The organism is Caldisericum sp. (genome assembly GCA_022759145.1).
Lineage (GTDB): Bacteria > Caldisericota > Caldisericia > Caldisericales > Caldisericaceae > Caldisericum.
Window position 1 is genome coordinate 16,479 of sequence record JAEMPV010000082.1, and the last position, 12,423, is coordinate 28,901.

Consider the following 12,423-nt stretch of genomic DNA (forward strand, 5'->3'; position numbering starts at 1 on the left):
TTCTTTCTGATGACAGAGAGAACCTTAGAGAAGGCATTAAAGGAAAGAATTAATGCCTTTGAGAGAATTTTAGGGCGGAAGATCCCAAAGAAGTGCAGGGAAACATTTATAACTTCGATAACTCACTCCTCTTTCTCGGGAGAGCACAAGAATTATCGCTCAAACGAGAGGCTTGAGTTTCTGGGTGATTCCGTCCTTTCTCTTTCTATTACCCATTATCTCCTCTGCACTTATAAAGACCTGAGTGAAGGGGAATTGTCACGGAAAAGGGCTTATCTTGTCTCAGAAAAAAGCCTTTCCAGGAAAGCAGAAATAATTGGTCTTGGTGATTTAATACTATTTGGAAAGGGAGAGGATAAAAGCGGCGGCAAATTCAAAGAGGCGATTTTAGCCGACGCCTTTGAGGCACTTGTTGCAGCAATATTTCTCTGTTTTGGATTTGAAGAGGCAGAAAAATTTATTACAAATATCTTTAAAACCGAGCTTGAAAATGCAGCCCACATTGAAACCGTTGATGCAAAAACAAAACTCCAGGAAACGCTTCAAAAAGTCATGCACAAAGTGCCAGAATACAGGATCGTAAAAGAAGAAAAGATTGACGACAAGAAATACTTTGTAGCAGAAGTAAGAATTAATGGAAAAGTTTTAGGAACAGGAAAAGGCAAAACAAAGAAAGAAGCTGAAGAAAATGCAGCAGAGGTTGCACTAACAAATGAATATATTAAAGATATTGAAAAATCTTCTCAATAAAAACGATTTCTCTATCGAAGAAGTCGAGGAGTTTTTGATATCCAAAAATTTCGGCATAAAATTCACAGAAGACTTTATAAGCAGGCTCAAAGAAGAACATACTGATTACCTAACCCTTTTTGAAAAACTCATTTACGAGGCATTTTCAAATGTAGATCCGAAAGTAAATATCGGGACAAGCAAGCCTACTGTTTTTATGTTTGTAGGTTCAAACGGCTCAGGAAAGACTACAAGCATTGCAAAGGTTGCAAACTATTACAAGAATAGAGGCTTTAAAGATATCCTTCTTATTGCAGGCGATACATTCAGGTCAGGGGCAACAGAACAACTTTCAATCTGGGCAGAGCGCTTAAATGTTCACATAGTAAAGGGAAAGCCAAATGCAGACCCTGCAAGCGTTGTATTTGACGGACTTTCCAAAGAAGGCAGTTACGACTTGATACTTATTGATACCTCTGGAAGGGTTGAGACAAATGAAAATCTCTTAAAAGAACTTACAAAAATCGAAAAAGTTATTTTGAATAAAATTGGCAAAATCGATGAAGTCTTCCTTGTCCTCGACAGCCTCACAGGATTAAATGCATTCAGTCAGATGGAAGCATTTATTAAATCAATAAGCGTTACGGGTATAATCCTTACAAAATTCGATTCGAATAGCGCACCTGGAGTTGTTGTTCCAATTGTTCAAACTTACAAGATACCTGTTAAGTTTCTTGGAACAGGCGAAGAGATAAATGACCTTGAAGAATTTTCGATTGATAGATACATTCAAAAACTGACGGGAGGTACAAAATGAAAGAATTAACACCAAGAGAAAAGAAACTTGTAAAAAAAGCAAGAGTAAAAGAACTTCTTGAAGTTTACTCAAATCTCCTTACAGATAAGGAAAGAAAAATACTCACACTTTATACTGATCCAGCACTCACTGGTGCAGCAATTGCAAAAAAACTTAAAGTTTCAAGGCAGGCAGTGCATGACCACATAAGACGTGGTATAAACAAAATGGAAAGGTGTGAAGCAAAGTCGAAGTTGTTAGAAAAGAAGAGGAAAAAGGTAAAAATTATATTCGAAATCGAAGGCATTTTATCCAGGAAAGAACTTACTGAAGAGGATATCCAAAAATTGAACAAACTTTTTTCAGCCCTAAAAGAGTTGGATTAGGAGGCGCACCATTTTTGAATCTCTTAAGGAAAGTATAAATTCAATCTTTAAGAAACTCCGTTCTAAGGGGCATTTAAGCGAAGAAGACATAAAGGGAGCCATTAGAGAAATTCGCCTTGCCCTATTGGAAGCGGATGTAAACTATAAACTTGTAAAAGAAATTACTGATAGGGTTGAGAAAAAAGCAAAAGAGCAAAAAGTATTAGATAGCTTTACTCCTGCAGAACAAATACTCTCTATTTTATATTCTGTCCTTGTTGAATATGTAGGCACTTCTGAAAAATTAGACCTTAGGGGAGGAAATAACTTCATAATCCTTGTAGGCTTACAGGGTAACGGAAAGACAACAACAGCAGCAAAACTCGGATACTATCTTAAAAATAAAATGCACTACAACCCTATCCTTGTCCCATTTGATTTCAAAAGGCCAGCAAGTTTCGAGCAACTCATTCAACTTGGAAAGACAAACAATATCCCCTATCTTGACTTAAGAAACGAAACAAATATAGAAAAGGCACTTTCAAAAATTGAGCCCTATATGGAACAGAACAACTTCAATGTTGCAATTATTGATACCGCTGGACGAAAAGAAATTGACGCCTCTCTTATGGAGGAGTTAAAGTTAATAAATGACTACTTCGATAAGAAAGAGACGCTTATGGTTATGGATGTAACCATAGGACAAACTGCACTGGATATAGTAAAAGGTTTCAAAGAATACCTTGATATAACAGGAGGAATATTCACGAAATTTGATTCCTCTGCAAAAGGCGGAAGCGTTCTCTCGTTTAGATATGTTACAGGAAGCCCTGTAAAATTCGTTGGGACTGGAGAAAAAATTCAAGATCTCGAAGTTTTTGATGGAGATGCCCTTATATCGAGACTTGTAGGAAGAGGCGATCTGAAAGGGTTGTTTGAAAAAGCGCAGGAAGCAATATCCCTTGAAGAGAGCGAGAAAATTACAAAGGACTTTGAAAGCGGCAAATTCGATCTTAACGATCTCAAAGTCCAACTCGAAAGCATCTTGAAGATGGGTGGAATTTCTAAAGTTTTCTCAATGCTTCCAAATTTCGGCAATGTGAAAATTCCAAAAGAATACGCAGATGAAAAAGCCCTGAGGAGAATGATTGCAATAATAAACGCTATGACAAAGGAAGAAAGGGCACATCCTGAAATTATTAACGCCTCGAGAAAAGAAAGAATAGCAAGAGGCACGCACGTAAGCAAGGCGGAAGTAAATCAACTTTTAAAGAACTTCGAAAATTTCAAAAAGTTGTCAAAAAATCTCAAGAATTTGGACCTTTCAAGATTCAAGTTTTAGAGACATTAATTGTTACTCTATTTATTAAGTAACTTGATAGTATTATAAGCGCACCACCCGCAATAGCAAAAGTTGTAAGCGTCTCTCTAAGAAAAATAGTCCCATACAAAGTAGAGAAGAATGGCACAAGATAACCTATGAAAGATGCCCTTCCTGCACCAAATTTCGATATTGCATAGAAGAAATATGCATAACCAAAAGCATTTAAAACAACGGATGCAAAAAGAAGCGCCAAAACTGAGTTAACATTTAGGATTGGCTTTGTTACATTAAACATTGGTATTGCAAAAAGTGAAAAAATAAAACCAAACAGCATAAGATAAAAAGAAGAGGTAAAAGCATCCATAAACTCAGAAACTTTTTTAAGAAGAATTACGCCAATTGCATACGAAATAGAAGCGCACGCAATTAACAGAAGATTGAGGATGTGCACTGAAACTTTAGCATTTACGAACTCATTAAAGAATATAAGGAACACTCCCAAAAATCCTAATAGAAAATATGGAATTAATTTATAGTTGAGTTTCTCGTTTGCAAATACAATAGAAAATATCAACGTAAAGATAGGAGAACTTGCAAGCATCAAGGAAGCAATATAACTTGGAACAGTTCTTTCTCCGAAAGAAATAAAAACCTGAGGAAGGAAAGTATCAAAAAAAGCCGCAAGTAAAACAAAAATTACCGCAGACTTTACAAACACAATCCTCTTTTCCAAGATAAATTTCAAGATGAAAAATATTGATATTGCACCAATAAGTAGTTTAAGCGAAACAAAAAGTATGGGATGAAAACTCTGAATCGCAACTTTAATGAGAATATAATCCGATCCCCAAAGCAATGCAAGGACAAGTATGTTTAATGCAAAATTTTCTTTAAACTTTTCTATTTTTGTCATTGAGAAGATTATACAGAAAAAATAGACGATTTTAAAATCACAAAAATAAAAAAAGCCCTGGCAGCGTCCTACTCTCCCGCACCGTCACCAGTGCAGTACCATCGGCCCTGAAGGGCTTAACTTCCGTGTTCGGAATGGGAACGGGTGTTTCCCCTTCGGTATGGCCACCAGAGCAAAAGGATTGTACCTTCAAAACTGCATGGGGTATAGTAAGTCCTCGACCTATTAGTACCCGTCAGCTAAACGCATTGCTGCGCTTACACCTCGGGCCTATCAACCTCGTAGTCTACGAGGGGTCTTACTCCTTGCTTGCGCAAGGATGGGAGGTCTAATCTTGGGGTAGGCTTCGCGCTTTAGATGCTTTCAGCGCTTATCCAGTAGAGACTTAGCTACCCAGCTCCTGCCCCTGGCGGGACAACTGGTCCACCAGCGGTCTCCTTCCCGGGGTCCTCTCGTACTACCGGGAAACCCCCTTCAAACCTCCTACGCCCGTAGCGGATTAGGACCGAACTGTCTCACGACGTTCTGAACCCAGCTCACGTACCGCTTTAACCGGCGAACAGCCGGACCCTTGGGACCTTATCCAGCCCCAGGATGCGATGAGCCGACATCGAGGTGCCAAACACCGTCGTCGATGTGAACTCTCGGACGGCATCAGCCTGTTATCCCCGGGGTAGCTTTTATCCGTTGAGCGACGGCGCTTCCACACGCCACCGCCGGATCACTAAGCCCCACTTTCGTGTCTGTTCGACCTGTCGGTCTACGCAGTCAAGCTCCCTTATGCCTTTACACTCAACGGCTGATTTCCAACCAGCCTGAGGGAACCTTTGGGCACCTCCGTTACTTTTTAGGAGGCGACCGCCCCAGTCAAACTGCCCGCCTGACATTGTCCTCCCGCCCGATTAGGGCAAGGAGTTAGAACTTCAGCATACCAAGTGTGGTATTCCACCGGCGGCTCCCCCAGAGCTGGCGCCCTGGGTTCTCAGCCTCCCACATATCCTATACATGGTATACCGAAGTTCAGTATCAGGGTACAGTAAAGCTCCACGGGGTCTTTCCGTCCTGCTACGGGTAGGCCGCGTCTGCACGACCACCGTTATTTCACCGAATTCCTCTTCGAGACGGCGCTCAGATCGTTACGCTTTTCATGCGCGTCGGAACTTACCCGACAAGGTATTTCGCTACCTTAGGACCGTTATAGTTACGGCCGCCGTTCACCGGGGCTTAAGTTCGGAGCTTCGCGGGCTTACGCCCACTAACCCCTCCCTATAACCTTCCGGCACCGGGCAAGCGTCGGCCCCTATACGTCGTCTTTACGACTTAGCAGAGACCTGTGTTTTTGTTAAACAGTCGCCTGAGCCTGTTTACTGAGACCCGAAGATGCAGTAGGAAGCAATGTTCCTACCACAACTCCAGGCACCCCTTCTCCCGAAGTTACGGGGCAAACTTGCCGAGTTCCTTGAAGAGGATTCTTTCGAACGCCTTGGGAGCGTGCTCCCCGTCTACCTGTGTTGGATTGCGGTACGGGCGCACATCTTCCTCGTTAGAGGTTTTTCTCGTGAGTGTGGAATCAGCCACTTCGCCTTGCGGCTCCCCATCGCTTCTCGGAGTTAACGCATCCAGGGATTTGCCTCCGGATGCCTCCTACCAGCTTGGACGCGGACAACCAAAACCGCGCTTGGCCTATCCTCCTCCGTCACCCCTTCCTGATAGCGGAAGATATGCGGTACAGGAATATTAACCTGTTGTCCATCACCTACGCCTTTCGGCCTCGGCTTAGGCCCGACTAACCCTGGGCGGACGAACCTTCCCCAGGAAACCTTAGACTTACGGCGGCAGGGATTCTCGCCCTGCTTTTCGTTACTCAACCCAAGATTCTCACTTCCAGTCGCTCCAGCACTCCTCACGGTATGCCTTCTCAGCAACTGGAACGCTCGCCTACCGCTCAAGATGTCCGAAGACATCTTGAACCCGCTGCTTCGGTAGTAGACTTAGCCCCGAACATTTTCGGCGCAGAACCGCTCGACTAGTGAGCTGTTACGCACTCTTTAAAGGATAGCTGCTTCTAAGCTAACCTCCTAGCTGTCTAAGCAGTCCCACATCCTTTGATGCACTTAGTCTACTTTAGGGACCTTAGCAGACGATCTGGATTGTTCTCCTACTCGACGATGGACCTTAGAGCCCACCGACTCACTGGTAGGATACGGCAATGCGGTATTCGCAGTTTGGTTGGGTTCGGAAGTCTGGTAAGACCCCTAGCCCATCCAGAGCTCTACCCCCGCATGCTAATTTCCTACCGCTGCACCTAAATGCATTTCGGCGAGAACTAGCTATCTCCAGGTTCGGTTAGAATTTCTCTCCTACCCACAGCTCATCCGACGAGTTTTTTCCCCCGACCGGTTCGGGCCTCCACGGGCTCTTACACCCGTTTCACCCTGGCCATGGGTTGGCCACCTGGTTTCGAGTCTGATGATAGCGACTAACGCCCTATTCGGACTCGCTTTCGCTGCGGCTCCGGGTTTCACCCCTTAGCCTTGCCACTACCATCAACTCCTTGGGTCATACTTCAATAGGCACGCAGTCAGGCTGAAGCATTGCTGCTTCATAGCCCTCCTACCCATTGTAGGCACATGGTTTCAGGTTCTATTTCACTCCCCTCCCGGGGTTCTTTTCACCTTTCCCTCGCGGTACTTTGTTCACTATCGGTCGCCGGAGTATTTAGCCTTGGAAGGTGGTCCTCCCTGATTCCCGCAGGGTTCCTCGTGTCCCGCGGTACTTGGGATCAAGTCAAGGAGTAAACTGCTTTTCGCTTACGGGACTATCACCCTCTTTGGTTGCTCTTTCCAAAGCATTCAGCTAAGCAGTTTATTTCTTACTCCACTCTCTCCTCACGGGGAGAGAACGACTTGTCCCGCAACCCCGTTTGTGCAACGCCCGTGAGCTTATGCACACAAACGGTTTAGGCTGTTCCCCTTTCGCTCGCCACTACTCAGGGAATCTCTGTTGATTTCTTTTCCTCAAGGTACTAAGATGTTTCAGTTCCCTTGGTTCCCCTCCTTACCCTATGTATTCAGGCAAGGATGTGAGGGTTTTACCCTCACGGGTTTCCCCATTCGGAAATCCACGGATCAAAGCTTGTTTTGCAGCTCCCCGTGGCCTATCGCAGGCTTGCTGCGTCCTTCATCGGCTCCGTGCGCCAAGGCATCCACCATGTGCCCTTACTAACTTACTATACCCACATGCAGTTTTCAAGGTACAATCCACATTTACAGCGGAGGGACTGTGCCCTCAAAACTAAACAGCGAAAAGTAAGACCCAGAATAAGTTTCGCAAGAAACTTAATTTAAAACACACCGATTTGTAAGGATGCTCCTTAGAAAGGAGGTGATCCAGGCGCACGTTCTCGTACACCTACCTTGTTACGACTTCACCCTCCTCATCACGCACACCTTCGTGACTCACCGAGCCACTTCGGGTGCACGCAACTCGGGTGGTGTGACGGGCGGTGTGTACAAGACCCGGGAACGTATTCATCGCCGTATAGCTGACCGGCGGTTACTAGCAACTCCAGCTTCATGAGGGTGAGTTGCAACCCTCAATCCGTACTGGGGTCGGTTTTTTGCGATTAGCTCCCCATTACTGGTTCGCAACGCATTGTCCCGACCATTGTCGCATGTGTGTAGCCCTGGGCATAAGGGCCATGAGGATTTGACGTCATCCCCACCTTCCTCCAGCTTATCGCTGGCAGTCCCCTTAGAGTGCATAGGCCGAAGCCTATTAGCAACTAAGGGCAGGGGTTGCGCTCGTTCACGGACTTAACCGTACATCTCACGACACGAGCTGACGACAACCATGCAGCACCTGTGCATGTGCCATAGGGTGTAACCCCTATGGGGGCTCGAGTTTCTTCGAGCTTTCACATGCATGTCAAGCCCAGGTGAGGTTCTTCGTGTAGCATCGAATTAAACCACATGCCTCGCTGCTTGTGCGGGTCCCCGTCAATTCCTTTGAGTTTCAACCTTGCGGCCGTACTCCCCAGGTGGGGTGCTTAACGCGTTAGCTACGGCACTGAGGGAATTACCCCCCAACACCAAGCACCCATCGTTTAGGGCGTGGACTACCAGGGTATCTAATCCTGTTTGCTCCCCACGCTTTCGTACCTGAGCGTCAGAGACAGGCCAGGGAGCTGCCTTCGCCATTGGTGTTCCTCCCGATATCTACGGATTTTACCCCTACACCGGGAATTCCACTCCCCTCTCCTGCTCTCTAGACTTGTAGTCTTGGATGCAAGCTCAAGGTTGAGCCCTGAGTTTTTACATCCAACTTACAAATCCGCCTGCGTACCCTTTACACCCAGTGATTCCGGATAACGCTCGCCCCCTACGTTTTACCGCAGCTGCTGGCACGTAGTTGGCTGGGGCTTATTCGCAAGGTACAATCAAGGATAGGGTCCTATTCGAACCCTTCCCTTTTTCCCTTGCAAAAGGAGTTTACGACCTTTCGGCCTTCGTCCTCCACGCGGCGTCGCTGGTTCAGGCTTTCGCCCATTGACCAAGATTCCCCACTGCTGCCTCCCGTAGGAGTCTGGGCCGTGTCTCAGTCCCAATGTGGCTGACCACCCTCTCAGGCCAGCTACCCGTCATAGCCTTGGTGAGCCATTACCTCACCAACTAGCTGATAGGAGATGAGCCCATCCTGAAGCGGTAGCTTGCGCCACCTTTCTTTGGAGAACCAAAGTCCTCCAACATTATTGGGTATTACCCATCCTTTCGGATGGCTATCCCCATCTACAGGGCAGGTTACTCATCCATTACTCACCCGTTTGCCGCTAAGAAGACCCCTGTGTTGCCACAGGAAATCTTCTCCGCTCGACTTGCATGTGTAAGGCACGCCGCCAGCGTTCATCCTGAGCCAGGATCAAACTCTCCGAAAAAATATTCAAAGGGCCTTACTTTCGCTGTTTAGTTTTCAAGGTACAATCCACTGTACCAACTTGCCTATCTTACATAGGCACACTATTATACTACTTTTTGCTCTCTTGTCAAGGGGGTAACCCCCAAGACTTTCTACTTTTTTCAAGGTGCTTCGCTCAAGGTTTTTTGAGTTCCTTGACTCTCAGCGATTACAATAATACCAAAAAGTATATCCCATGTCAAGGGGGGACAAGGGGATTTTCAAAAATTCTTTCAAAATTCTAATAAAACATTTTCTAATCTAATCTTGTTTAAATTCCTTTAGGTTTTCTCTCTTCGAAAATTTTAATTTACAAAAAGACCTACTAAATTCAAGTAATTCACTTAAATACTTATTTCCTTAACCGTTAGCGAGCGTTATGCTCCTCTATCCAGCCAATTACATTGTTTATTTCTATCTTTTCTCCATTGTCTCTAGTAAAGCTTCCATTATAGGTGCTAAAAATCTGGTATAGTACACTTTTAAGAAGAACCAGGTTAGTACGAGCAAGCCTTACCATAAAAGGTTTGAAAGTTAGTTTTAATTTATTATCAGAAGACTTTATACGCCACTCTTTCTCAAGGTGTTCATGCTGATACCCTAAGATTTATTTTCTCTAAAATGCTCTGCTTCTACCTTTGAAAAAATACAACCACAGTAATTCTGCCTATAAAGGCCATAGTATTTACTTAATATAACGCTTGCCTTAAAACCGTTTTTCTTTTTGAAATCAATTGGAAGGAACTTAACTCCGTAAGTTTTTTCAAGTTCATAAGAAATATCAAACACCCACTTTGAATTCTTGTGAGGGCTTATCGTTATCGTCGTTGTAAAATAGTCAAAACCAAGATCTCTTGCAAGTTTTGCTGTTCTTTCAAGTCGCTCTTTATAGCAGAGATAGCACCTTTCTCCCCCTTCGTGCACTTTCTCAAGCCCCTTAACCATCCTGAACCAGTTCCTTAAGACATCATCGTTATACTCACCTTCAATCAATGGGAACTTCTGTATTTTTGAAAGTTTTCTAATCTCTTCAAGCCTTTTATAGTATTCCTCTTTTGGGTGGATATTGGGATTGTAGAAAAAGCCTGTTACATCGTAATGAAGCCCTCTAAGAAGAAGAATAGGGTAAGTTGCATCTGGAGCACAGCATATATGGAGAAGAACCTTCTCGTAATTCCCAACGGGAAGCGTCTGTTTATTTTTTTCCCTTTTCATACTAAAATTATAATATGAAAGTGATTTTACAACTACTCAGTAACAACATATTAATAGCATCAATTATTTCGAACCTCGTTGCTCAGGGATTGAAAGTGATAATTTATTATCTCATTGAAAAAGAGTGGAATTGGAGAATGTTTACCTCAACCGGAGGAAACCCAAGTTCTCACACGGCAACCGTAACAACATTAACAATCCTTTTAGGCGCAAAGTACGGTTTTGATTCTCCTTATTTTACAATTGCTTTTATTTTTTCTTCCGTCGTCGTTGTTGATGCAATCTCAGTAAGAAGAGAAGTTGGAAAACATGCTAAGACGATGAATGACATCTTCTTTGAAACACCGCTTGGAAAAAGGCTACAGGAAACTGTAGATATAGAGGTTTTTAAGGAACTTGTAGGTCACTCAGGACCAGAAGTATTTATCGGTTTCCTTCTGGGGCTTCTTATTGCAGTAATTGATATCGTATTTTTCTTTAAATAACCTAAATGTTCAAAGAAAGGTCAAACCTGTACTGTAAAGCTTCTGCAATGTGAGGAAGCCTCACATCAACGCTTCCTTCAAGGTCCGCAATCGTCCTTGCAACCTTCAAAATTTTATCAAATCCCCTTCCTGTGAGCCCAAGCCTTTCAGAAGCATTCTCAAGGAAAGCTTTCTCCTCGTGGTTAAGTTTTATAAATGTCTTTATCGAGCGAGGTGTAAGAGAGGCGTTATTTTTGATTTTCGTGTTGAGATAACGCTTCGTTTGGATTTCACGAGCACGCATCACTCTTTCTCTTACAGATTTTGAAGATTCAGACTTTGTATCGGCAACAAGTTCGCTTGGCAAAAGCCTCGGTACTTCAATTTGGATATCAAAACGATCCCATATTGGTCCTGAGACTCTATTTCTATAACGCTTTATCTCTGAGATTGAGCAGGTGCAGGCGTGCTCTTTGTCACCAAACCACCCACAAGGACATGGATTCATCGCAGCAACAAGCATAAAATTGGAGGGGAATTTGATGCGTTCCTTTGCCCTCGTTACCACCACAAAACCATCTTCCATAGGTTGCCTCAATGAATCAAGAACATCCCTTCTAAATTCAGGCAGTTCGTCAAGGAAAAGGACCCCATTATGTGCAAGGCTCACCTCGTCAGGCGAACAACAGTTTCTATATTTTATAAAAAGTGTATAATAGTAAATTGATATGGATAAAAAACTATTAACTATAAAACAATGTAGGGAGATATACGGAATTAGCAGGATTACACTGATCAACTATGAAAGGAAAGGTCTAATAACTCCTTTAAGAATGCCAGGGGAGTTAGGAGATATAGAGTAGAAGATATTGAGAGAGAATTTTTGGGAATAATAGAAGAGAAAAAAGATATCAGAAAAACAGTTTTATATGCAAGAGTAAGCACAAAAAACAAGAGGAATATTTAAAAGATCAAGTTAAGAGATTAGAAGAGTATGCTAATTCAAATAATTGGAATTGTGAGATTATACAGGAAATAGCAAGTGGAGTAAATGAAAATAGAAGAGGATTACAGAAATTACTAAATATGGTTCAGAGGGGTGAAGTAGAAAGAGTTGTAGTAGAATATCCAAATCGTTTGGCAAGATTTGGCTTTAATTATCTTAAACAATTCCTTTCTGCGTTTGGTGTAGAACTTGTGATAATTAATGGAAACAGTGAAGAAAAAGAGAAAATGGTAGAGTTAGCAGAAGATCTAGTGGCAATAGTAACTTCATTTGCTGCAAAATATACGCACAAAGAGGTTCTAAAAGGAAATGATAACTCTACAGTGCTTGCTTGAGTTTAGCAGTAATCAGGATAGAGAAGTTCTTTTAGATTTGATGCGTAGATTTTCATCAGCAGAGAGATACGCATACAAAAGGCTGCTAGAAGGTCAAGAAAGAAAAGAGCTTAAAAAGGATATATCAAGATTGTTTGACATAAACACAAGGTATTCAGATGATGCGATATTCTTAGCAAATTCGATGATTGAATCATGTAATGAGAGACAACAAAATCATAAGAAAACGATATTTGGATCAAGAAAAATATTTGAGAAATTAAACAAAAATCATCTAAATGGTAGTAGAAAAGAAGAATTAAAAACAAAATGGAGAGAAAGTA

General features: G+C 43.0%; 9 protein-coding genes, 3 rRNA genes and 2 pseudogenes. 7 read left to right on the forward strand and 7 right to left on the reverse strand.

Annotation, left to right across the window (positions count from 1 at the left end; translation table 11 throughout):
* Positions 1-9 precede the first annotated feature (9 nt).
* Genes rnc through ffh form a run of 4 tightly spaced genes read left to right on the forward strand, consistent with a single transcriptional unit; the run spans position 10 to position 3,232 of the window.
* Positions 10-750, forward strand: a complete 741-nt coding sequence (rnc, locus tag JHC30_05745) for a ribonuclease III (GenBank protein ID MCI4463657.1) — start codon at positions 10-12, stop codon at positions 748-750.
* Positions 713-1,546: a signal recognition particle-docking protein FtsY gene (ftsY, locus tag JHC30_05750; protein MCI4463658.1), complete on the forward strand. Its 834-nt coding sequence runs from the start codon at positions 713-715 to the stop codon at positions 1,544-1,546. Before rnc ends, ftsY begins: the two co-directional genes overlap by 38 nt.
* Positions 1,543-1,911 (forward strand): HTH domain-containing protein, encoded by a 369-nt coding sequence (locus tag JHC30_05755; protein MCI4463659.1) that lies wholly within the window; start codon positions 1,543-1,545, stop codon positions 1,909-1,911. The genes ftsY and JHC30_05755 overlap by 4 nt, the downstream gene beginning before the upstream one ends.
* Positions 1,907-3,232 carry a signal recognition particle protein gene (gene ffh / locus JHC30_05760; protein ID MCI4463660.1) on the forward strand — a complete coding sequence of 442 codons (1,326 nt, stop codon included), beginning with the start codon at positions 1,907-1,909 and terminating at the stop codon, positions 3,230-3,232. Before JHC30_05755 ends, ffh begins: the two co-directional genes overlap by 5 nt.
* Here the strand turns inward: ffh and JHC30_05765 are convergent.
* The 6 genes from JHC30_05765 to JHC30_05790 form a co-directional block, all read right to left on the reverse strand.
* Positions 3,222-4,127, reverse strand: coding sequence for a DMT family transporter (locus JHC30_05765; protein MCI4463661.1), 906 nt, complete (start codon positions 4,125-4,127; stop codon positions 3,222-3,224). The genes ffh and JHC30_05765 overlap by 11 nt on opposite strands.
* A gap of 55 nt (positions 4,128-4,182) precedes the next feature.
* Positions 4,183-4,299: ribosomal RNA gene (rrf, locus tag JHC30_05770) — 5S ribosomal RNA — on the reverse strand.
* 33 nt (positions 4,300-4,332) lie between these two features.
* A 23S ribosomal RNA gene (locus tag JHC30_05775) occupies positions 4,333-7,359 on the reverse strand.
* Between the two features lie 145 nt (positions 7,360-7,504).
* A 16S ribosomal RNA gene (locus JHC30_05780) occupies positions 7,505-9,060 on the reverse strand.
* The 16S, 23S and 5S rRNA genes sit together here, the layout of an rRNA operon.
* A gap of 387 nt (positions 9,061-9,447) precedes the next feature.
* Positions 9,448-9,687 carry a DUF2804 family protein gene (locus JHC30_05785; protein ID MCI4463662.1) on the reverse strand — a complete coding sequence of 80 codons (240 nt, stop codon included), beginning with the start codon at positions 9,685-9,687 and terminating at the stop codon, positions 9,448-9,450.
* Entirely contained in the window at positions 9,681-10,295 is a 615-nt protein-coding gene (locus tag JHC30_05790; GenBank protein ID MCI4463663.1) for an epoxyqueuosine reductase QueH, read from the reverse strand. Before JHC30_05790 ends, JHC30_05785 begins: the two co-directional genes overlap by 7 nt.
* A 14-nt stretch (positions 10,296-10,309) precedes the next feature.
* Between JHC30_05790 and JHC30_05795 the strand changes: the two genes are divergently transcribed.
* Positions 10,310-10,780 (forward strand): divergent PAP2 family protein, encoded by a 471-nt coding sequence (locus tag JHC30_05795; GenBank protein MCI4463664.1) that lies wholly within the window; start codon positions 10,310-10,312, stop codon positions 10,778-10,780.
* A gap of 1 nt (position 10,781) precedes the next feature.
* On the opposite strand, the pseudogene JHC30_05800 reads toward JHC30_05795, so the two are convergent.
* Positions 10,782-11,432 (reverse strand): annotated as a pseudogene (locus JHC30_05800) (ATP-binding protein).
* A gap of 55 nt (positions 11,433-11,487) precedes the next feature.
* On the opposite strand from JHC30_05800, the pseudogene JHC30_05805 reads away from it, so the two are divergent.
* Together JHC30_05805 and JHC30_05810 are read left to right on the forward strand one after the other, a co-directional pair.
* Positions 11,488-12,100, forward strand: a pseudogene (locus JHC30_05805) (IS607 family transposase).
* Positions 12,075-12,423: transposase (locus JHC30_05810; GenBank protein MCI4463665.1), on the forward strand; the 349-nt coding region annotated here is incomplete at its 3' end. The pseudogene JHC30_05805 and the gene JHC30_05810, both read left to right, overlap by 26 nt.